19 protein-coding genes are annotated in these 20,117 nt (G+C 70.5%); 10 read left to right on the forward strand and 9 right to left on the reverse strand.

All coding sequences use genetic code 11. The annotated features are described in order from the left end of the window. Positions 1-30: 30 nt before the first annotated feature. Positions 31-1,206, forward strand: a complete 1,176-nt coding sequence (locus tag ACS5PM_RS22500; protein ID WP_439389939.1) for a DUF5005 domain-containing protein — start codon at positions 31-33, stop codon at positions 1,204-1,206. A 3-nt stretch (positions 1,207-1,209) separates the two neighbouring features. Here ACS5PM_RS22500 and hutU read toward each other — a convergent pair whose 3' ends face one another. Next, entirely contained in the window at positions 1,210-2,907 is a 1,698-nt protein-coding gene (hutU, locus tag ACS5PM_RS22505; protein ID WP_439389940.1) for a urocanate hydratase, read from the reverse strand. 94 nt (positions 2,908-3,001) lie between these two features. Here hutU and hutC point away from each other — a divergent pair, with 94 nt between their 5' ends. Both hutC and ACS5PM_RS22515 read left to right on the forward strand, forming a co-directional pair. Continuing rightward, a complete protein-coding gene (gene hutC, locus ACS5PM_RS22510) occupies positions 3,002-3,724 on the forward strand; it encodes a histidine utilization transcriptional repressor HutC (protein WP_439389941.1) in 723 nt (240 codons plus the stop codon). Beyond that, positions 3,721-4,302 (forward strand): HutD/Ves family protein, encoded by a 582-nt coding sequence (locus ACS5PM_RS22515; RefSeq protein ID WP_439389942.1) that lies wholly within the window; start codon positions 3,721-3,723, stop codon positions 4,300-4,302. Before hutC ends, ACS5PM_RS22515 begins: the two co-directional genes overlap by 4 nt. Positions 4,303-4,375: 73 nt before the next feature. Here ACS5PM_RS22515 and ACS5PM_RS22520 read toward each other — a convergent pair whose 3' ends face one another. Then, on the reverse strand, positions 4,376-5,392 hold the full coding sequence (locus ACS5PM_RS22520; RefSeq protein WP_439389943.1) for a hypothetical protein: 1,017 nt from the start codon (positions 5,390-5,392) through the stop codon (positions 4,376-4,378). Between the two features lie 184 nt (positions 5,393-5,576). Here ACS5PM_RS22520 and hutI point away from each other — a divergent pair, with 184 nt between their 5' ends. The 4 genes from hutI to ACS5PM_RS22540 are packed head-to-tail and all read left to right on the forward strand — an operon-like array spanning position 5,577 to position 9,422. Then, positions 5,577-6,797 carry an imidazolonepropionase gene (gene hutI / locus ACS5PM_RS22525; RefSeq protein WP_439390064.1) on the forward strand — a complete coding sequence of 407 codons (1,221 nt, stop codon included), beginning with the start codon at positions 5,577-5,579 and terminating at the stop codon, positions 6,795-6,797. Continuing rightward, entirely contained in the window at positions 6,794-7,615 is an 822-nt protein-coding gene (gene hutG, locus ACS5PM_RS22530; RefSeq protein ID WP_439389944.1) for an N-formylglutamate deformylase, read from the forward strand. The genes hutI and hutG overlap by 4 nt, the downstream gene beginning before the upstream one ends. Next, entirely contained in the window at positions 7,612-8,997 is a 1,386-nt protein-coding gene (hutF, locus tag ACS5PM_RS22535; protein ID WP_439389945.1) for a formimidoylglutamate deiminase, read from the forward strand. The genes hutG and hutF overlap by 4 nt, the downstream gene beginning before the upstream one ends. A gap of 29 nt (positions 8,998-9,026) precedes the next feature. Continuing rightward, positions 9,027-9,422: a DUF805 domain-containing protein gene (locus ACS5PM_RS22540; protein ID WP_439389946.1), complete on the forward strand. Its 396-nt coding sequence runs from the start codon at positions 9,027-9,029 to the stop codon at positions 9,420-9,422. A gap of 24 nt (positions 9,423-9,446) precedes the next feature. Here ACS5PM_RS22540 and ACS5PM_RS22545 read toward each other — a convergent pair whose 3' ends face one another. The 7 genes from ACS5PM_RS22545 to nudB all read right to left on the reverse strand — a co-directional run bounded on the left by ACS5PM_RS22545 (position 9,447) and on the right by nudB (position 14,374). Further along, complete coding sequence (locus ACS5PM_RS22545; RefSeq protein WP_439389947.1) at positions 9,447-9,851, reverse strand: polyhydroxyalkanoate granule-associated phasin; 405 nt, start codon at positions 9,849-9,851, stop codon at positions 9,447-9,449. 3 nt (positions 9,852-9,854) lie between these two features. After that, positions 9,855-10,553 carry an MgtC/SapB family protein gene (locus ACS5PM_RS22550; protein ID WP_439389948.1) on the reverse strand — a complete coding sequence of 233 codons (699 nt, stop codon included), beginning with the start codon at positions 10,551-10,553 and terminating at the stop codon, positions 9,855-9,857. A 198-nt stretch (positions 10,554-10,751) separates the two neighbouring features. Next, the gene (locus tag ACS5PM_RS22555) at positions 10,752-11,168 is read right to left on the reverse strand and encodes a hypothetical protein (RefSeq protein WP_439389949.1); all 417 of its coding nucleotides are present in this window, start codon (positions 11,166-11,168) and stop codon (positions 10,752-10,754) included. Positions 11,169-11,170: 2 nt separating this feature from the next. After that, positions 11,171-11,692 carry a class IV adenylate cyclase gene (locus tag ACS5PM_RS22560; protein WP_439389950.1) on the reverse strand — a complete coding sequence of 174 codons (522 nt, stop codon included), beginning with the start codon at positions 11,690-11,692 and terminating at the stop codon, positions 11,171-11,173. A gap of 74 nt (positions 11,693-11,766) precedes the next feature. Then, positions 11,767-13,065, reverse strand: a complete 1,299-nt coding sequence (gene clsB / locus ACS5PM_RS22565; protein ID WP_439389951.1) for a cardiolipin synthase ClsB — start codon at positions 13,063-13,065, stop codon at positions 11,767-11,769. Then, positions 13,065-13,883 carry an endonuclease/exonuclease/phosphatase family protein gene (locus tag ACS5PM_RS22570; protein ID WP_439389952.1) on the reverse strand — a complete coding sequence of 273 codons (819 nt, stop codon included), beginning with the start codon at positions 13,881-13,883 and terminating at the stop codon, positions 13,065-13,067. Before ACS5PM_RS22570 ends, clsB begins: the two co-directional genes overlap by 1 nt. Then, entirely contained in the window at positions 13,880-14,374 is a 495-nt protein-coding gene (gene nudB, locus ACS5PM_RS22575; RefSeq protein ID WP_439389953.1) for a dihydroneopterin triphosphate diphosphatase, read from the reverse strand. The genes ACS5PM_RS22570 and nudB overlap by 4 nt, the downstream gene beginning before the upstream one ends. A 188-nt stretch (positions 14,375-14,562) precedes the next feature. On the opposite strand from nudB, the gene ACS5PM_RS22580 reads away from it, so the two are divergent. Genes ACS5PM_RS22580 through ACS5PM_RS22590 form a run of 3 tightly spaced genes read left to right on the forward strand, consistent with a single transcriptional unit; the run spans position 14,563 to position 20,107 of the window. Further along, positions 14,563-15,387 (forward strand): hypothetical protein, encoded by an 825-nt coding sequence (locus ACS5PM_RS22580; RefSeq protein WP_439389954.1) that lies wholly within the window; start codon positions 14,563-14,565, stop codon positions 15,385-15,387. Beyond that, complete coding sequence (locus ACS5PM_RS22585; protein WP_439389955.1) at positions 15,387-17,189, forward strand: cytochrome C; 1,803 nt, start codon at positions 15,387-15,389, stop codon at positions 17,187-17,189. Before ACS5PM_RS22580 ends, ACS5PM_RS22585 begins: the two co-directional genes overlap by 1 nt. Continuing rightward, entirely contained in the window at positions 17,189-20,107 is a 2,919-nt protein-coding gene (locus ACS5PM_RS22590; protein ID WP_439389956.1) for a cytochrome c3 family protein, read from the forward strand. The genes ACS5PM_RS22585 and ACS5PM_RS22590 overlap by 1 nt, the downstream gene beginning before the upstream one ends. The last annotated feature ends 10 nt before the right edge of the window (positions 20,108-20,117 follow it).

Raw genomic sequence — 20,117 nt, forward strand, 5'->3', positions numbered from 1 at the left:
TTTTCGGGTCCTGGGATCTAGGATGGCTGGATGAAGTTCGAACGACTGATGTCAGCGGCTGCACTGCTGGCAGCATGGGCGGTGGCGGTCGCTGCCGATGTGCCACCCTACAGCGCCGTGGCGGCGCCTGAATGGACGGGCCTGTTCAACGCGCCCTTCGGCGTGAACGATGGCTGGAGCGGCGCCGACGGCGTCTACACGATTCCCATGAATGGCGACGAGCGCTTCGGCAGCGGCAGCTCGACGAAGACCTTGATCCTGTTCTCCGACAGCTTCGTGGGCGGCACCCATCCGGACGGCAGCCGCATCGGCGGCACGGTGATGGTCAACAACACGAGCGCGATGCTGACCGGCGCGACGGCCGATGCCGCGGCCCTGCAGTTCAACGTCCGCCGCGAAGCCGATGGCCGGGCGGCCTCCATGGTCAAGCCGCTCCAGGCCGACCAGTGGTACTGGCCCGGCGACGGCCTGGTGTGGAAGGGGCAGGTGCGCCTCTTCGCCTCCCGCATGGGCCCGGGCGACGGCGGGGACTTCAACTTCAGGCAGGTCGGGGTGGATCTGCTGACCGCGCCAGCCACCGAGGCGGCGCCCTTCCTCGGCAGCTACACCCGCCGCAGCCTGCCGCTGTTCGCGCCGCGCAACGGCACGCTGGGCGAGATCGCCTTCGGCGTGGCGACGATGCCGCTGACCGAGCAGGCCGGCGCGCCGAACCCCGATGGCTTCGTCTACGTCTACGGCGTCCGCTCGGACGACTACAACAAGAAGCTGCTCGTCGCGCGGGTGCGGCCCGACCAGGTCACCAACGCGGGCGCCTGGCGCTTCTGGAACGGCAAGCTCTGGGCGACCGACATCAACAAGGCGGCCGCAGTGGCCAACCGCATGGGCGCGGAGCTCAGCGTCACGCCGCTGCCGGACGGCCGCTACCTCGTCGTGCATCAGCTCGATGCCATCTCCGGCACCATCGCCGTGCGCTACGGCAGCTCCCCGGTCGGCCCCTTCGGCAAGCCCATCCCGATCTGGCTGTGCCCGGAAGAAAAGCTGACGGCGAACACCTTCGTCTACGGCGCCAAGGCCCATCCGCATCTTTCGGCCCCGGGCGAGTTGCTGATCAGCTACCACGTCAACACGTTCGACTTCTGGGAGAACTTCAAGGCCGGCGGCATAGACATCTATCGCCCGCGCTTCATCAAGCTGCCGCTGCCCTGACGATCAGCCGATCATCGGCAGCTTGAGGCCGCGATCCCGGGCACAGGCGATAGCGTCCTCGTAGCCCGCATCGGCGTGGCGCATCACGCCGGTGCCGGGGTCGTTCCACAGCACGCGCTCGATGCGCTTGGCCGCCGCGTCGGTACCGTCGCAGACGATGACCACGCCGGAGTGCTGCGAGTAGCCCATGCCGACGCCGCCGCCATGGTGCAGGCTGACCCAGGTGGCGCCGCCGGCGGTGTTGAGCAGGGCGTTCAGCAGCGGCCAGTCCGAGACGGCGTCTGAGCCGTCCTTCATCGCCTCGGTCTCGCGGTTGGGCGAGGCGACGGAGCCGGAATCCAGGTGGTCGCGGCCGATCACGATGGGCGCCTTCAGCTCCCCCGACTTCACCATCTCGTTGAAGGCCAGGCCCGCGCGGTGCCGCTCGCCCAGGCCTATCCAGCAGATGCGCGCCGGCAGGCCCTGGAAGGCGATGCGCTCGCCGGCCATGTCGAGCCAGCGGTGCAGGTGCTTGTCCTCAGGGAACAGCTCCTTCATCTTGGCGTCGGTCTTGCGGATGTCCTCGGGGTCGCCCGACAGCGCCACCCAGCGGAACGGCCCCTTGCCCTGGCAGAACAAGGGTCGGATGTACGCCGGCACAAAGCCGGGGAAGTCGAAGGCGTTCTTCACGCCCTGGTCGAAGGCGACCTGGCGGATGTTGTTGCCGTAGTCGACCGTCGCGATGCCCATGGCCTGGAAGGCCAGCATGGCCTGCACGTGCACCGCACAGCCTTGCGCCGCGGCGTCGCGCAGCGTGGCGTGCCGGGAGGCGTCGGCCTGCGCTTCGCGCCATTGCTCCACGCTCCAGCCGACCGGCAGGTAGCCGTTGACGAGGTCGTGGGCGGAGGTCTGGTCGGTGACGAGGTCGGGCTTCAGGCCGCCGGCTTCAGCGCGCTTGACCAGCTCGGGCAGCACTTCGGCCGCGTTGCCGAGCAGGCCGATCGAGATGGCCTTGCCCTCGGCGGTGTAGCGGCGGATGCGCTCCAGCGCGTCATCCAGGTCCTTGGCCTGCTCGTCGAGGTAGCGCGAGCGCAGGCGGAAGTCGATGCGCGACTGCTGGCACTCGATGTTGAGCGAGCAGAAGCCGGCAAAGCTGGCGGCCAGCGGCTGCGCGCCGCCCATGCCGCCGAGGCCGGCCGTCAGGATCCAGCGACCGCGGGCCGTGCCGCCGAAGTGCTGGCGAGCGGCTTCGACGAAGGTCTCGTAGGTGCCCTGCACGATGCCCTGGCTGCCGATGTAGATCCACGAGCCGGCGGTCATCTGGCCGTACATCATCAGGCCCTTGCGGTCCAGCTCGTGGAAGTGCTCCCACGTCGCCCACTTGGGCACCAGGTTGGAGTTGGCCAGCAGCACGCGCGGCGCATCGGCGTGCGTGCGGAACACGCCGACCGGCTTGCCGCTTTGCACCAGCAGCGTCTCGTCCTCACCCAGCCGGCGCAGCGACTCCAGGATGGCCTCGAAGCAATCCCAGTCGCGCGCGGCCTTGCCGATGCCGCCGTAGACCACCAGGGCGTCGGGGTTCTCGGCCACGGCGGGGTCCAGGTTGTTCTGGATCATCCGGTAGGCGGCCTCGATCAGCCAGTTGCGGCAGTGCAGCGTGCTGCCGGTGGGGGCCTTGACGGGGCGGGCGACGGCGCGGCGGGGCTGGGACAGGTCGTTCATGGGCACTCCGGGGTCGGGTTCAGGCAAGGGCGACGGTCGAATGGGGGTGAACTCTACTTGTCTAGACAAGTTTAGGCAAGTAGCATCCGGGCCCATGGTTTCCCCTGCCTCCGCCACCGGCATGGCGCCCTACGCGCAAGTCAAGCACTACCTCAAGGGCCGGCTGGCCGCGGGCGACTGGCCGCCCGGCGTGCTCATGCCGTCGGAGGCCGAGCTCGTCGCCCGGTTCGGCGTGAGCCGCATGACCGTCAACCGCGCCCTGAGAGAGCTGCAGAGCGAAGGGCTGATCGATCGGGTGCAGGGCGTGGGCACCTTCGCCGCCCAGCTGCACAAGGTCTCGTCCACCCTCACCCTGCGCGACCTGCACGACGAGATCGCCGAAAGAGGCCACCGCCACGAGGCGCGCGTGATCGCCCAGGAGGAGGTTGCCGCCACCGACGGCCTGGCCGGCCAGCTGGGCCTGCCTCCCGGGGCGCCGGTCTTCCACACGCTGATCGTGCACCTGGAGAACGGGGTCCCGCTGCAGTGCGAGGACCGCTACGTCAACCCCGCCTCGGCGCCCGACTACCTGGCGCAGGATTTCACCCGGACCACGCCGACGCACTACCTGTTCGAGGCCACCGCCCTGTGGCGCGCCCAGTACGCTATCGAGGCGTCCCGGCCCACCAGGGAAGAGGCCCGCCTGCTCGGCATCGCCACCAGCGAGCCCTGCCTCATCATCGTGCGTCGCACCTTCAGCGTCGACAGCGCCATCACCATCGCCCGTCTGGTGCACCCGGGCACGCGCTACGGCATCGAGGGGCAGTTCACGCCATGACCGGACTGAACGTGGTCGAGCTGGCAGGCGTCGCGCCGCAGCCCTGGCGCAATGGGGGCGGCGTCACGCGCGAGCTGCTGGCCTGGCCGCCGGGCTCGGGTGCCGATTGGCTGCTGCGCGTGAGCGTGGCCGAGATCGAGCAGGACGGCCCGTTCTCGGCCTTCGCCGGTGTGCAGCGCTGCTTCACGGTGCTCGAGGGCGCCGGCGTGGTGCTCGGCTTCGAAGACGGCGAGCGGGTGCTCACGCCGGACAGCCTGCCGCTGCAGTTCGACGGCGCCGCCGCACCCTCCTGCCGCCTGATCGAAGGGCCGACGCGAGACCTGAACCTCATGGCCCGCCAGGCCGCCGGCCGCGTCACCCTGCGGCCCGCCGCGGCCGGCGAAATGGCGCCGTTGTGGGCGCGGTGGTGGGGCCTCTACACCGCCTCGGCGGCGGTGCTGAGCGGCCGGACCGGCGCGTTCGAGTTGGCGTCGAACACCCTGGCCTGGACGGAAGCCGCCGAACCCGCCTGGCGGACAGGCGCGTCCGGCAGCGCCCCCTTGCGAGCCTGGTGGCTGGAGCTGGCCCGCCATGCCTGAGTCCGCGCGCAGGCCCAGGGTGCCGGTGAAGCCGGATACGGTGGGCCGCCTGCGCCGCTGCGTCGCCGCGGGCTCACTTCACAGGCGTGGCAATGAAGGCGCGCAGCCGCCCGTCGACCCTGCCCGTGCCGACGATCTGTCCCTGGTCGCTGATCCCGTCGGCTCGCGTCAGCCGCTCCCAGCGGGCGCCGCTCGCATCGAGCAGGGCCTTCAGGTCGTAGGTGTGGCCACGTCGGTACAGCACCGCCCTGCTCGTCGCCGTGGTGCCCACCACCTCGTCGTGGATGTTGATCGCCGACGGCTCGAACTCCTCGCTGCCATCGAGCGGGGGCAGGCGGCGCATCGTCGTGCCGTCGTGCAGCATGGGCATCACGTTGCCGTTGCGGTCGTTGGCCCGGCCGACGACATGGTCGAGCTCGTTGATCGCCGAACCCCCGCTGTACCAGCCGCCGCTGCCGGGCAGCAGGCCGAGGTCTTGCATCACGCCGTCGCGCCAGACGAAGGCGTGGCTTTCGGCGCCGTTTCCCAACCACGAGACACCGGTCACGTGGCCGGCGTCGTTGATCTTCGAGGCCTCGGAAGATCCCCCCAGGTCGCCCAGGTCGGTCAGCACGCCGTGGTCCCACAGCACGGCCCGCCCCACCCCGATCCAGGTGTTGCCCACCACCTGGCGCGCGCTGTTCACGCCCGTGGGCCGGATGTCGCCGGTGATCTTTTCGCGCGTGCCATCGGCATGCCAGAGGTAGCCCCGGGCTTCGAGGAACATCCAGCCGAGGATGTCGCCGCCCTCGTTGATGTCGAAGATGTCGGCGTCGATGCTGTCCGGCAGCTCCGTCGTCGCGCCATGCCGGTAGCGGATGCCGACTTCCTCGCGGCTTTCGGTGCGGACGCCGACGCCGGCGATCTCGCCCTGGTTGTTGATGTCCCACGCCAGGAAGGGGCGCACGCCGGTCTTGGCCATCAGGACGTGGATCTTGTACACGGGCTGGGCCGCGGCCGCCCCTGCAGCCAGCGTGGCGCACAGCGCCACCAAGCTCCCCACGCAGGCGATCGAGGCGCGCCGACGCGCGCTGGTCCAGCATGTCGGCATGTGTTGTCTCCCTGTGATGTATCGATGCCAATCGATCTTAGGGTCCCCCACCCCGAGGTCTTCACCCCTAGCTCTCCGGTGTTTCCACCCCTAGCTTGCAAAGTCAACGGACGTGAGCACTGCCCCTGCTGAAGACTCCCCTGATTCCCGCTGGCGCTGGTGGCGCGGCGGTCGCCTGGCCACGATGTCGGCCGCGGCCGGCGAGCCCGCCTGGGGCTGGCTGCCCGAAGGCGACCTGCTGACGCGAGGCGAGCGCATCGAATGGGTCGGGCCCTCGGCCGAGGCCGAGGCCGCCTGGCAAGCGCGGCGCGGCACCGAAGAGGCGGAGGTGATCGAGCTGCAGTGCCGGCTCGTCACCCCCGGCCTCATCGATGCCCACACCCATCTCGTCTACGGCGGCGACCGCGCGCGCGAGTTCGAGATGCGATTGCAGGGGGCCAGCTACGAGGAGATCGCGCGCGCCGGCGGCGGCATCCGCTCCACCGTCGCCGCCACCCGCGCCGCCAGCGACGAGACCTTGTTCAGCGCCGCCCTGGCACGCGCCAGAGCCTTGCTCGCCGAAGGCGTGACGACGATGGAGATCAAGTCCGGCTACGGTCTCAGCCTGGAGCACGAGGCCCGCTGCCTGCGGGCGGCCCGCCGCCTGGCCACGGCCCTGCCGATCACGGTTCGCACCACCTCGCTCGCCGCCCACGCCCTGCCGCCGGAGTTCGAGGGCCGTGCCGATGACTACATCGAAGCCGTCTGTGCCTGGCTGCCGCAGTGGCATGCCGAAGGGCTGGTCGACGCGGTCGACGGCTTCTGCGAACGCATCGCCTTCACCCCGGCGCAGGTCGAACGCGTCTTCTCAGCGGCCCGGGCACTGGGCTTGCCGGTGAAGCTGCACGCCGAGCAGCTCAGCGATTCGGGCGGGGCCGCTCTCGCGGCGCGCCTTGGCGCCCTCAGCGCCGACCACCTGGAGTACCTGGGCGATGACGGCGTCGCGGCCATGGCGGCCTCCGGCACGGTGGCGATGCTGCTGCCGGGCGCCTACTATTTCCTGCGGGAGACGAAGCTGCCGCCGATCGCCGCGCTGCGCAAGGCCGGCGTGCCCATCGCCATCGCCACCGATCACAACCCGGGCACTTCGCCCACGCTGTCGCTGCTGCTGATGCTGAACATGGCCTGCACCCTGTTTCGCCTGACGCCCGAAGAGGCCCTGGCCGGCGTGACGCGCCACGCCGCACAGGCGCTCGGGCTGGGCGCGAGCCACGGGCAGCTGCGAGCCGGCTGGCGCGCGGACTTTGCCGTCTGGGCTGCCGAGCATCCGAACGAGCTGGCTTACCGCTTCGGTCACAACCCGTGCACGGCCGTCGTGGCCGGCGGGCAGACCGTGCCACCTTCCCACCTGCATCGCACCGCATGACCGCTCCCACCATCATCGACACGCCCGTCTTCCGCCTGGTGCGCGGCACGCAGCCGCTGCTGGTCAGCCTGCCCCACGTGGGCCGGCAGATCCCCGAGCCGCTGCAGCCGCTGTACACCGAGCGCGCGCTGAAGGCCGAAGACACCGACTGGTACCTCGACGCGCTGTACGCCTTCGCCCACGACGACCTGGGCGCCAGCATGATCGTGCCGCGCGTCTCGCGCTACGTGATCGACCTGAACCGCCCGCCCGAGAACACGCCGATGTACGCGGGGGCCAACAACACCGAGCTGTGCCCGACGCGCTTCTTCACCGGCGAGCCGCTGTACCGCGAAGGCATGGCGCCCACGCCGGCACAGATCGAGGAGCGCCGTGCGCAGTGGTGGCAGCCCTACCACGACGCGCTGTCCGCCGAGCTCGCCGGCCTGAAGGAGGAGCACGGCCACGCCGTCCTCTTCGACGGCCACAGCATCAAGAGCGAGCTGCCCTGGCTGTTCGAAGGCAAGCTGGCGGACCTGAACCTCGGCACCGCCGAGGGCCGCAGCTGCGCGCCCTCGCTGCGGCGGGCACTGGCCGAGGTGCTCGAGAGCCAGAACGAGTTCACCCAGGTGGTCGACGGCCGCTTCAAGGGCGGCCACATCACCCGCCACTACGGCCGGCCCGAACAAGGCATCCACGCGGTCCAGCTGGAGATGTGCTGGTCCACCTACATGGACGAGACCGAGCCCTTCGCGATCGACCCGCTGCGCGCCTCGCGTCTGGCGCCGGTGCTGCGCGCGCTGGTGCAGACCCTGCTGGACTGGAGTCCTGTGGCATGAACGAGCAGACGCTGTGGGCCTCACGTGCCTGGCTGCCGGGCGGCTGGCGCGAATCGGTGCTGCTCGAGATCGACGGCCTGGGCCGCTGGCAGAAGGTGCAGCCCGACACCCCGTTGCCCGAGGGTGTCGCGCCGCTGGCCGGCCCGGTGCTGCCGGGCCTGGTCAATGCCCACAGCCACGCCTTCCAGCGTGCCTTCGCCGGGCTGGCCGAGCGGCGCGAGACCCAGGACGACGACTTCTGGAGTTGGCGCGACCGCATGTACCGCGTGGCCGGCGCCATCGACCCGGCCATGCTGCGCGCCATCGCGGCCCAGCTCTATGGCGAGCTGCTGCGCGGCGGCTACACCCAGGTCTGCGAGTTCCACTACGTCCAGCACCAGCCCGAAGGCCGGCCCTACCCCGAGCGTCACGCCATGATCCAGGCGCTGGTCGAGGCCGCCGCCGAGGTCGGCATCGGCCTGACCGTGCTGCCCGTGCTGTACGAGCGCGCCGGCTTCGCCCTGCCCGAGCTGCGGCCGGACCAGGCGCGCTTCCACCTGGGCGCCGAAGACGTCTGGGCCGCCGCCACGGCGGTGCAGCAACAGCGCCACGCCCGCTTGTCAGCCGGTGTCGCGATCCATTCACTGCGCGCGGCGCGGGCGGAGTCCATCCACCGGCTGCAAGCGCTGGCCGAGGGCTTCGACGGGCCGATCCACATCCACGTCGCGGAGCAACCCGCCGAGGTGCGCGACTGCCTGGCCGCCACCGGCCTGCGCCCGGTCGAATGGCTCGCCCAGCAAGGCCTGCTGGACGCACGCTGGCAGCTGGTGCACGCCACGCACGTCAACCGCGCCGAGATCCTGGCCGTGGCGCACTGCGGCAGCACGGCGGTGATCTGCCCCAGCACCGAAGCCAACCTGGGCGACGGCCTGACCGATTTGCCGGCGTGGCTCAGGGCCGGCGTGCCGCTGGCGATAGGCTCGGACAGCCAGGTCACCCGGGCCTGGCGGGAGGAGCTGCGCTGGCTCGACTACGGCCAGCGCCTGAGCCTGAAGTCCCGCAACGTCTGCGCCGCGCCCGAAGCCGGCCAACCCGCCACCGCCGAACGGCTGTGGCAAAGCGCGCTGGACGGCGGCGCCTCGGCGGCCGGCGAAGCGAGCTGGGGCATCCACCCCGGCGCCCGAGCCGACCTGCTGGTGGTCGACCTGGGCGATGCGAGCCTGGCCGGCATCCCGCCCGGCCGGCTGCTGGACGCGCTCGTCTTCTCCAGCCCGGGCCGCCCCTGGCGCGACGTGATGGTGGCCGGCGACTGGGTCGTGCGTGAGCACCAGCAGCGCGGCGCGGCCGAGCGCCTGGGGCACTTCGAGTCGGTCATGCAGCGCCTGTGGGCGGGCAGCGAATGAGCACCGGACGGATGGAAAATACCGGGCCCATGTTCGCGCTGACCCACCACCACGAAACGCCCCTGCTGGCCGAGGCCATGCCGCCGCACCGGCTGTACTTCAGCCTTCGCGGCCGGGTGAACCGGCGCAGCTTCTGGCTGCACGGCGTGCTGGCCCTGCTGGTGGTGGGCATGGTCGGCATGGCCTTGCTGGAGATCGCGGGCGTCCACGCCGATCGCGCCGAACGCTGGGTCAACCTGCTGATCGCCTGGCCGGCGATCGCCATCTCGGTCAAGCGATGGCACGACCGCGACAAGTCCGGCTGGTGGGTCCTCATCGCGCTGATCCCCGTGGTCGGCCAGCTCTGGGCGCTGATCGTCAACGGTTTCCTGCCCGGCACCCGCGGGCCCAACCGCTTCGGCGAGGAGCCGCCCGCGGTCTCCTGAGCATCGCCCGGGCGCCTCGAGAGCTCAGCGGCCCACCCGTCCCAGTCTCTTCGCATTCGCCACCGCGCGCCGGTGCACCGGAGCCAGGCCGCTGGCCAGGATGGCGACCGCCGCGCGCTGGCTGTCGGCCAGGCTGTTCAGTGTTCGCTTGCCTCCCCGGCCCAGCCACGGCGAGAAGCCCAGGCCCCAGCAGCTGAGCCAGAAGTCCAGCTGCAGGCGCCAAGCCGTGGCCCCCATCGCGAGCCAGGATTCGGCGAAGGCGTCGGACTTCTCGCTGCTCATGCGCGTGAACTCGCGCCTGTCACGGGCCGAAGGGCGGGCACCGGCCAGGGCCATCCTTCCCAGGCGGTGGGCCACCACCTGGGGCGCGGCGAAGGCGAGCTCGGCCGCCTGGGTGGCCAGGGCCTGTGAGCGGGAGCGTCGTGCCACGGGTCAATCTCCGGTGGGTGAAAGGCGGAAGGCGCTGACGTCGTCACGCTGGCGCAGCGCGGCGGCCAGCTGCGACATGTTTTCCTGCTGGGTCGTGCGCACCACCATCCGGTACTCGAAACCCAGGTCTTCGTCGTCGATGGCGCGGTAGGTCATGTTGGCCACGGTGAAGCCCTGGGCCTGAAGAAAGCCGCGCAACTGGGCCTCCGGCCACGTCCGGCCGCGCTGGAATCGCACCACGTGCTGGGCGTAGTAGTGCGCCGGCATGCGGTCTTCAATCCAACGGAACAGCGACAGGGTGCCCAGCGTCATCACGGTGGCCAGCACCGCCGGCGGGTAGAAGCCGATGCCGATGAGGATGCCGATGGCGGCGGTGATCCAGATGGATGCGGCCGTGGTCAGCCCGCGAACTGACAGGCCTTCCTTGAAGATGACGCCAGCGCCGAGGAAGCCGATGCCGGTCATGATGCCCTGCGCCATGCGGGTGGGGTCGGTGCGGAAGGCGTCTGTCGGCACGTTCGGCGGCAGCCACAAGGCCTGGTACATCGGCACCGTCATCAGCAGGCACGAAGCCAGCGAGACGAGGGCATGGGTGCGAAAGCCCGCGGGCCGGCCATGAAAGCTGCGTTCCAGGCCGATCACCCCGCCGGCGAGCAGGGCACCGCCCAGGTGCAAAGCAATGCGAACGAGATCTGGATCCATCGGGCCTGAAACCAACAGGGCGCGAAGGCACCCCGACGAAGGCCTCAGGCAACGAGCATTCCCGCAGGCGGGGGCGCGGCTGAATGTTGGGCTCCCCCGGCCCCCTCCACGAGGGGGTTCCAGCATGCACTGGGTTCCCACCAGCCTCCCTCCGAGAGGGAGGCTCACGCATGCATGACAAGGGGTCCGTGCCCTTCCCTAGCGCGAGCGGCTGTCGCGTACGACCTTCAGGGTGGCGCGGTAGGCGACGGCCTGCCCGTCGTCGGCGGGCCGCGGGCTCACGTCCTGCAGGATGAGGTGGTAGCCGAGGATCCTGCCCTCGGCCGGCCGCAGCGCGGTGCCCGGCGTGCCCAGGGTGATGAGTTCGGAGGCCGCGCCCGCCTGCTGCAGGCGCAGCGTCACCGAGACGGCGCCCGCCTGGATGCACTGCACTTTCGGGGGGCAGCGGCTGTCGTCGACGCTCGTCAGCTCCAGCGACAGGTTCTCGCTGGAGATCACCGAGCGCTGGCCCTGCACCACGCCGACGGTGTAGCTCGGCCCTTCGGCCGGGGCACCCGTCGCCGCGCAAGCCGTCAGGGCCGCGACGGACAGGACACAGAAAAAACGGCGTGCCATGGTCATGCGGAATTCCTTTGATCGAGCGCATCCAGATAGGCGCCCTGGACAAGTTGGGAAGGCTCCACCCCGAGCATCGCCATCAGGGCATGCGCCTCTCGCACGCCCTCTTCTGCGAGGTCGTCATCGGCCAGCACGACCTCCAGCTCGAGGAAGTCGCCCAGGCCTTCGACACGGTCCAGGTGGATGCGGGTGCGGCCGGCGAGATACAGCGTGCGCTGCTTGACCACGCGCCCACGCTCGCCCCAGGCGGCAGCCAGCGTCGCGTGCAGGCCTTCGGGGTCGCTGGTGGGCGAGCGCAGGTAGAAAGATTCCTTCGGGCCCTGCTCGTCGGCGCGCCGGTAGAAGATCAGCTCGCCGCGATCAGCCGAGAAGCGGCGCAGCTTCAGGCGTCCGTTCGCGCATTCGTAGAAGCGATCGTCCTGGGCGATCTGCATCGGCCCCTGGTCCGCCAATGCCGCCGCGCGCGGCTGCAGTTGCTCGACGCTGTCGATGCGCGCCTTGATCTCTATGTTTCGTGGCATCTCAAGCGAATGTGGCTTTGCCGCCTTGTTTGGCCCCTGGGGGCCGGAATGACGCAGTCATTTCCTCGGGGGGTTCAATACTTTCCGGTCACCCCGGCCATGCGGAGGTACCAGTATGCGGCCCAGGCCACGAAGCCCCGGCCGAGCACCGCCAGGGCCCCCTTGCGGTACGGCGCCTCGACGACCTGGCGCGACTGCGTCAGTGCCAGGTCGAAAGCCTGCGCCAGCGCACCGGCGAACTCTTCGTCCAGGATGGCGACGTTGGCTTCGAGGTTCAGCAGCAGCGACAGCGGGTCGATGTTGGAGCTTCCGACCGTGGCCCAGCTCTCGTCGACGACGGCCACCTTGGCATGCAGGAAGGCCGGCTGGTACTCGTAGATCTGCACGCCCTCGGCCAGCAGCTCGTCATAGAGCACCCGCGCCGCCAGGCCGGCCATGCGGTAGTCGACCTTGCCCTGCAGCAGCAGCCGCACCCGCACCCCGCGGCGCGCGGCCTTGACCAGCACGCGCCGGAACGAGCGGCCGGGGTAGAAGTACGGCACCACGATGTCGATCCGGCTGTGCGCGGTGCGGATGGCGTCTATGTAGGCCCGCTCGATGGAGCGGCGCTGGCGCAGGTTGTCCCGCACCAGGAAGGCGGCACGCACGGGGCTCAGGTCGGCCACCGCGGTCGGGGTCTCGGGCGGCAGGATGCGCAGGCGCCGCATGAGCCGGCGGGCCTGCGTGAGCGGCTCTGTGCTTCGTGCCATCGACACCACCTCCGCGCGCCAGTCATGGCCGAAGGCGGCGCGGGTCCACATCGCGCGCACGGTCTGCTCTATGGGGGCGACCACCGGGCCGCGCAAGGCCACCGCGAAGTCCAGCCGGGGCGCGTCGCCGAAACCGTGGTTCAGGTCGTTGCGGTCGTCGATGATGTTGATGCCGCCGACGAAACCCTGCGTGCCGTCGACCACGCAAAGCTTGGTGTGCAGCCGCCTCAGCTGGCCCGGCTGCAGCCAGTTCCACCAGCGCTCAAGCGGGCGGAACACGGCCAGCGAAACCCCGCTGCCGGCCAGCCAGCGCTGCAGCTGCGGCAGCGCGCGGTGGGTGCCGAAGCCGTCCACCACCAAGCGCACCCTCACCCGTCGGCGCGACGCGCGCGCCAGGGCCCGCGCGATCGCCTCGGACGCCTCGTCGACGTGGAAGATGTAGGTGGCCAGCCACACCTCGTGCAGCGCGCCGTCGATCGCACAGATCAGGGCCGGGAAGAGCTCGTCGCCGCCCCGCAGCAGACGTGCCTCGTTACTGCCCAGGAACTGGGGGAGCGGCAGGCCATACCAGGCGGCGGGATGAGGGCGCTGGGCTCGCTCCCCGACGTCGTCGCTCGACGCCATCAGGCGGGCTCCAGCTCGGCGACCAGCGGCAGGTGATCCGACATCCGGGCCCACGCATTGCCGCGCGGCACCATGGTCGAAAGGCAGCGGAAGCCGCGCATGTAGACGCGGTCCAGCGCGAACACCGGCACCCGCGACGGGAAGGTCACGCGCGCTCCCGGCTGCCCCTCGGGGGCCATGGCGCGCTTCAGGCCGACCGCGCCCATCAGCGTGTCCAGCCTCTCGCCCCAGTCGTTGAAGTCGCCCGCGACCAGCACCGGCTCGCCGGGAGGCACCTCGGCCTCGATGAACTGGGCCAGGCGCTGCACCTGGCGCACCCGGCTGGCGTGGATGAGGCCGAAGTGGGCCACCACCGCATGCAGCTTCATGCCCTGCCACGTCACCGGCACGTGCAGCAGGCCGCGCTGCTCGAAGCGGTGGTCCGACACGTCGTGGTGGCCGATGTCGCCGATGGGCCAGCGCGACAGCAGCGCATTGCCGTGCTCGCCATGACGGGTGACGGCGTTGCTGCGGTAGGCCGACTCGTAGCCTTGCGGCGCGAGGAACTCGGCCTGCCCCTGCTCGGGCCAGCCGAACCAGGTGTGGTCGAAGCGGCGCGCCTCGCGCGCGTGGAACAGGCGCACCTCCTGCAGGAACACGAGGTCGGCATCCAGCGCCTCGATGCCCAGGCCGAGGTTGTGGATCTCCAGCCGCTTCTGCGGCCCCACGCCGCGCACCCCCTTGTGGATGTTGTAGGTGGCCACCCGCAGCACCTGCGTCGTGAAGGTGGAGGCGGCGAAGCCGGGCACTCCGGCCGGGCTGGTGACGCGGGCGTTCATGCGGTGGGCAGGGTCGAAAAGCGCGGCAGCAGCAGGATGGCCTCGGCGTTGGACGGCGAGAAGCAGCGGTCAGCCGCCTCGCGCCAGGGCAGCCAGGCGTAGGCGGTGTGCTCGCGTGGGGCCAGGCGCACGGTCGTGCCGTCGGGCACGACCAGGCCGAAGACATGCTCGGTGTTGTGGGTCACGCCGGGCGCGTAGCGGTGCAGCCAGCGCGGGTAGATCTCATAGTGGTTGGCGAGTTGCCAGTCGTTCAGCGCCGCCAGGGGCACTTCAGGGCTGCCGATGAGGATGCCGGTCTCTTCCTCCACCTCCCGGCGGCAGGTCTCGATCAGCGATTCGGTGTCGAGGTCCTTGGAGCCGGTGACGCTCTGCCAGTAGCCCGGCGCATCGGCCCGCTCGATCAACAGCACCCGGCCCTCGGGCGTGTGGATGACGACCAGCACGGACTCCGGCAGCTTGAAGGGGCGGAGGTTTGCGGTCACTACGCTCATGTCGGGGATGGTAGTGCAGACGCACGGCAAGGTGCGCCGGGCCCGTGACACACCTGGACACGCCCGGACACGCCTGCAGAGGCGCCTTAAGGATTCGCCAAGATTCGTTCGATAGCCTGCCGAACTGCCCTGCGCGACATGCACGTTCATGACCTCGCATCCATCCCTTTCCGTCCTTGGCCAGTTCCGTGCCTGCCCCGATTGCCTTTGCTCCGCTCGCCCTTGCCGTACTGGCCCTCGGATCCGCCTGGGCGGTCGGCCAGGTGCTGGGCCTGGACGCGGCGTCCCGGGCCGGCTACTGGCTGGGGGTCGCCGGCGGGACGGCCCTGCTCGCCCTGTTCGCCTATCCGCTGCGCAAGCGCCTGCGCAGCCTGCGCACGCTCGGGGCGACGAGGCACTGGTTCGTCTTCCACATGCTGATGGGCGTGCTCGGACCCTGGCTGATCCTGGTCCACTGCAACTTCCGGGTGGGGTCCCTGAACGCGGCGATCGCGCTGGCCTCGATGCTGGTCGTGGCCGCCAGCGGGGTCGTGGGGCGCTACCTGTACCGCCACGTGCACCAGGGGCTGGATGGCCGGCATGCCGAGCTGGCCGAATTGCGCAGGCGACTGCATGCCACGCACGAACGCCTGGCCACCTCGCTGGCCCTGGCGCCCCAGGTTCGCGACCGGCTGTTCGCCTTCGAGGCCGCGGCCCTCGCCACGCCGGCCGCCGGACCGGTGCGCCTGCTTCGGGACAGCCGACGCGCTGCCCGCACCGCGCGGCGTGAGGTCCACCAACTGATCGAGAGCGCGCTGCGCGACGCGCCCGCCACCTTCGATGCCAGGCGCCGGAAGGAGATCCGTGCGAACTGGCAGCGCCATGCCGAGCACCACGTCGAACAGACCCTTCGCGTCGTGCAGCTGCGCGCGTGGGAGCGGCTGTTCGCCGGTTGGCACGTGCTGCACCTGCCTTTCGTCTACGTGATGGTGGCCTGCGCCGTGGTGCATGTCATTGCGGTGCATGCGTACTGATGGGCTGGCGCCGCCTCGCCCTCGGCCTCCTGCTGTGGCTGGCCGCCTCGTGCGGCGCCGCGCAGAGCCTGGAATCGGCCCTCTCGCCCGGGCCGGTGATCCGCGGCCATGCCAAGTCGGAAGACCAGTGCGCGAGCTGCCACGTGCGATTCGACCGGGCAGCCCAGGACGGACGTTGCCTGGAATGCCACAAGGACGTCGGCGGCGACCTGCGGGCCCGCACCGGCCTGCACGGCCGGCTGAAGCCCCAGCCCTGCCGCGCCTGCCACACCGACCACAAGGGGCGTGACATGCAGATCGCCCCACTCGACCGGAAGGGCTTCGATCACCGGCAGACCGACTGGCCGCTGCGCCACGCGCACGCCAGGGTCGTCGATTGCGTCACCTGCCATGCCGCGGGCAAGCGCTGGCGCGAGGCGCCGCAGGACTGCGCCGCCTGCCACCGCAAGGACGATGTCCACCAGGGCGCGCTCGGGTCGCGATGCGCCGACTGCCACACCGAGAACCGCTGGCCCGAGGCGCGCTTCGACCATGGCAGCACCCGGTTCGCGCTCGCAGGCCGACATGCCGACGCGAAATGCAAGGACTGCCACCGCGCCGGCCAGGCCTATGCCGACGCGCCGCAAGTCTGCATCGGCTGCCATCGCGAGGACGACCAACGCAAGGGCCACAAGGGCCGCTATGGCGAGCGCTGCGACAGTTGCCACGACGCGAAGGCCTGGCGCCCTGCCCGCTTCGATCACGATGCCGACACCCGCTACGCGTTGCGCGGCAAGCACCGCGCGGTCAAGTGCGACAGCTGCCACGCCGGCCCGCTCTACCGCGACAAGCCGGGCACCGATTGCGTCGCCTGCCATCGAGCCGACGACACCCACAAGGGCAGCCTCGGCACCGAATGCGCCAGCTGCCACCAGGAGGCCGGCTGGAAGACCGTGGGCCGCTTCGACCACGACCGCAGCCGCTTCCCCCTGCTCGGTAAGCATGGCGATGCCCAGTGCAAGTCCTGCCACAAGAGCGCGGCGTACCGCGAGGTCCCGTCGACCTGCATCGGCTGCCACCGCGCCGACGACAAGCATCGCGCCACGCTCGGCGAAGCCTGCGCCTCCTGTCACGGCGAGCGCAGCTGGAAGATCCCGCGCTTCGACCACGCCGTCACGCGGTACGCGCTGCGCGGCGCCCACCTGAAGGCCGAATGCAAGGCCTGCCATGCGGATGCCACGCACTACCGTGACACGCCCGCAGACTGCCTGAGCTGCCACCGCAAGGACGACCGCCACGAAAGTCAGCTCGACAGCCGCTGCGAAAGCTGCCACGGCGAGACGCGCTGGCGCGACGCCCGCTTCGACCATGGCCGCGCGCGATTCGCCCTGGTCGGCGCCCACCTGAAGGTGGAGTGCAAGAGCTGCCACGCGTCCCCGCGCTACCGCGATGCCGCGCGCGAGTGCATCGGCTGCCACCGCAAGGACGACCGCCACGAGGCCCGCCTCGGCGTGAAATGCGAGAGTTGCCACAACGCGCGCGCCTGGCCGCTGGTCCGCTTCGACCACGGACGCGACGGCCGCTGGCCGCTCGACGGCGCGCATGCCAGGGCGAAGTGCGCCGACTGCCACCGCGAGAGCGCGCCGGCCGGTGCCGCCATCGCCGCCGTCGGCCGCGACTGCATCGCCTGCCACCGGCGCGACGACGCCCACGAAGGCGCCTTCGGTGCGCGCTGCGAGACCTGCCATGGCACATCGGATTGGAGGACCGTGCGAACGCGCCGCCCGGCCGCCAGCGCGCCGAAGCCGGGAGACCGTCCGTGATGCAACGCCTCGTCCTCGCCGGCTCGGCCTGCTGGCTCCTGCTGGCTGCCCTTCTGCTCGGGTTGCTGCTCGCGCTGCCGGCCTCGGCCCAGACGACCGCCGGCCGCCAGTTCGACCATTCGACCACCGGCTATCCGCTGACCGGCGCCCACGTCAACGAGCGATGCGAGTCCTGCCACCTCAAGGGCGTCTTCAAGGGCACGCCCAAGGATTGCGCCAGCTGCCACACGGCCGGAGCCCGCTGGACCCAGGACAACACCGTCATGCCGGCGCAGCACATGCCGACCTCCGCCGCATGCGACAGCTGCCACGACACCCGCCGCTTCGCCGGCGCGCGCTTCAGCCACACCGGCATCGCGCCCGGCAGCTGCCAGGGCTGCCACAACGGCAACATCGCCGCCGGCAAGCCGCGCGACCACCTGCCCACGACCGCCTCCTGCGACAGCTGCCATAACACGAGCACCTGGACCGGGGCCAAGCCCGACCACAGCGCTTTCACGCAGGCCACCTCATGCGCCAGTTGCCACAACGGCAGCACGGCCTCGGGCAAGTCCGCCACGCACATCCCCGTGGGGGCGACGAACTGCTTCAGCTGCCACGGCGTCAACGCGTGGAAGCCCACCAAGTGGAACCACACCCAGGTGGTCGTCACCGCCCAATGCGCGAGCTGCCACACCGGCAGTTATCCGCCTGCAGACGGCAAGCCGGCGAACCACATCCCGTACACGCAGGTGCCGGGCGGCGGCTCGGCCAACTGCGACAGCTGCCACAAGGGCGGCACGACCAGCTGGAACCCCGGCCTGCTGCACGCCAACCTCAGCGTCACCGCCAACTGCGCGAGTTGCCACAACGGCTCCTACCTCGGCGCCCGCGGCAAGCCGGCCGACGCCACCCACGCGAATGCCACGACCTGCGAGAACTGCCACGACACGCGTTCGTGGTCTGGCGCCCAGGTCGACCATGCGGCGTTCAACCAGACCACCAACTGCGCCAGCTGCCACAACGGCAGCAACGCTCCCGGCAAGCCGGCCACGCACATCCCCGTGGGCGCGACCAACTGCTTCAGCTGCCACGGCGTCACCGCGTGGAAGCCGACCAAGTGGAACCACACCCAGGTCGTCGTCACCGCGCAATGCGCGAGCTGCCACACCGGCAGCTATCCGCCGGCCGACGGCAAGCCTTCCAACCACATCCCGTACACCCAGGTGCCCGGCGGCGGCTCGGCCAACTGCGACAGCTGCCACAAGGGCGGCACGAGCAGCTGGAACCCCGGGCTGCTGCACGCCAACCTCAGCGTCACCGCCAACTGCGCGAGCTGCCACAACGGCTCCTACCTCGGCGCCCGCGGCAAGCCGGCCGACGCCACCCACGCGAATGCCACGACCTGCGAGAACTGCCACAACACGCGATCCTGGACCGGCGCGCAGGTGGACCACTCGGGCTTCAACCAGGCCACCAACTGCGCCAGCTGCCACAACGGCAGCAACGCACCGGGCAAGCCTGCCACGCACATCCCGGTGGGCCTGACCAACTGCTACGCCTGCCACGGCGTCACCGCGTGGAAGCCCACCAAGTGGAACCACACCCAGGTCGTCGTCACCGCGCAATGCGCGAGCTGCCACACCGGCGGCTATCCGCCCGCCGACGGCAAGCCGGCCAACCACATCCCGTATGCGCTGGTGCCGCCGGCGGCTTCAGCCAACTGCGACGGCTGCCACAAGACCGGCTATGCCTCGTGGAACCCGGGCCGGTTCCATGCGTACTACAGCGTGAGCACGAGCTGCTCGACCTGCCACACCGGCAGCTACCTCGGCGCGCGGGGCAAGCCGGCCACGCCCATCCATAACGGCGTGACGGCCTGCGAGCAGTGCCACAACACGACGAGCTGGACCAACGCCAACGTCGACCACTCGGGCTACAACCAGAACACCAACTGCGCGAGCTGCCACAACGGCGTATCCGCGCCCGGCAAGCCGGGAACTCACATCCCGGTGGGCACCACGAACTGCTACTCGTGCCACGGCGTGACCGCGTGGAAGCCGACCAAGTGGAACCACACCCAGGTCGTCGTCACGGCGCAGTGCGCGAGCTGCCACACCGGCACCTACCCGCCCGCCGACGGCAAGCCGGGCAACCACGTGCCCTACCAGCTGGTCACCGTCTCGGCCACCGCCAACTGCGACGCCTGCCACAAGAGTGGCTACAGCAGCTGGAACCCGGGCCGGTTCCACGCCTACTTCACGACCAGCACGCAGTGCGCCACCTGCCACACCGGCGCCTTCCTCGGCGCCCGCGGCAAGCCGGCCGATGCGATCCACACCGGCGTGACGACCTGCGAGAGCTGCCACAAGTCGACCAGCAACTGGACCCTCGTGCAGTACCAGCACGCGCCGGGCAACCAGGTGGGCTCCGGCACCTGCGACACCTGCCACAACGGCAACGTCGCGACGGGCAAGCCGCCGGGCCACATCCCGATCCAGGTGCCCACGGTGAAGTGCGACGGCTGCCACCGCTCGCAGGCGGGCTGGGGCACCGCCGTGACGACCAACCACTCGCTGCTGGCCGGCCAGCCCTGCAAGAGCTGCCACACCGCGGCCTACGTGGGCCAGGGCCTGCAGGCCAAGCCGACCAACCACATCCCCGAGGCGCAGCTCCTCAACGGAGCGGCCATGGACTGCAACGCCTGCCACCAGACCACCACGAGCTGGTCGTCGATGCGCATGAACCACAACGGCAGCCAGGGCGGCGGCGCCGGCTGGTGCAAGAGCTGCCACGCGAGCGGCACCAACTACCTGGGCGACATGGAGCGCAAGTCGCTGACCCACGAGGCGCGTGGCCGCACGCCGCTGGACTGCTCGGAGTCCGGCTGCCACCGCCCGCTGGGGACCAAGGGCAAGACCTACGTCGAATGGGATTGATCAGAGGGAC

The organism is Ideonella flava (assembly GCF_051857595.1).
GTDB lineage: Bacteria > Pseudomonadota > Gammaproteobacteria > Burkholderiales > Burkholderiaceae_C > Ideonella.

Excerpts from the sequence above, each read along its gene's own strand:
- ACS5PM_RS22500 (WP_439389939.1), top strand. The coding sequence starts at position 31 with ATGAAGTTCGAACGACTGATGTCAGCGGCTGCACTGCTGGCAGCATGG.
- hutU (WP_439389940.1), bottom strand. The coding sequence starts at position 2,907 with ATGAACGACCTGTCCCAGCCCCGCCGCGCCGTCGCCCGCCCCGTCAAG.
- hutC (WP_439389941.1), top strand. The coding sequence starts at position 3,002 with ATGGTTTCCCCTGCCTCCGCCACCGGCATGGCGCCCTACGCGCAAGTC.
- ACS5PM_RS22515 (WP_439389942.1), top strand. The coding sequence starts at position 3,721 with ATGACCGGACTGAACGTGGTCGAGCTGGCAGGCGTCGCGCCGCAGCCC.
- ACS5PM_RS22520 (WP_439389943.1), bottom strand. The coding sequence starts at position 5,392 with ATGCCGACATGCTGGACCAGCGCGCGTCGGCGCGCCTCGATCGCCTGC.
- hutI (WP_439390064.1), top strand. The coding sequence starts at position 5,577 with ATGTCGGCCGCGGCCGGCGAGCCCGCCTGGGGCTGGCTGCCCGAAGGC.
- hutG (WP_439389944.1), top strand. The coding sequence starts at position 6,794 with ATGACCGCTCCCACCATCATCGACACGCCCGTCTTCCGCCTGGTGCGC.
- hutF (WP_439389945.1), top strand. The coding sequence starts at position 7,612 with ATGAACGAGCAGACGCTGTGGGCCTCACGTGCCTGGCTGCCGGGCGGC.
- ACS5PM_RS22540 (WP_439389946.1), top strand. The coding sequence starts at position 9,027 with ATGTTCGCGCTGACCCACCACCACGAAACGCCCCTGCTGGCCGAGGCC.
- ACS5PM_RS22550 (WP_439389948.1), bottom strand. The coding sequence starts at position 10,553 with ATGGATCCAGATCTCGTTCGCATTGCTTTGCACCTGGGCGGTGCCCTG.
- ACS5PM_RS22555 (WP_439389949.1), bottom strand. The coding sequence starts at position 11,168 with ATGGCACGCCGTTTTTTCTGTGTCCTGTCCGTCGCGGCCCTGACGGCT.
- ACS5PM_RS22560 (WP_439389950.1), bottom strand. The coding sequence starts at position 11,692 with ATGCCACGAAACATAGAGATCAAGGCGCGCATCGACAGCGTCGAGCAA.
- clsB (WP_439389951.1), bottom strand. The coding sequence starts at position 13,065 with ATGGCGTCGAGCGACGACGTCGGGGAGCGAGCCCAGCGCCCTCATCCC.
- ACS5PM_RS22570 (WP_439389952.1), bottom strand. The coding sequence starts at position 13,883 with ATGAACGCCCGCGTCACCAGCCCGGCCGGAGTGCCCGGCTTCGCCGCC.
- nudB (WP_439389953.1), bottom strand. The coding sequence starts at position 14,374 with ATGAGCGTAGTGACCGCAAACCTCCGCCCCTTCAAGCTGCCGGAGTCC.
- ACS5PM_RS22585 (WP_439389955.1), top strand. The coding sequence starts at position 15,387 with ATGGGCTGGCGCCGCCTCGCCCTCGGCCTCCTGCTGTGGCTGGCCGCC.
- ACS5PM_RS22590 (WP_439389956.1), top strand. The coding sequence starts at position 17,189 with ATGCAACGCCTCGTCCTCGCCGGCTCGGCCTGCTGGCTCCTGCTGGCT.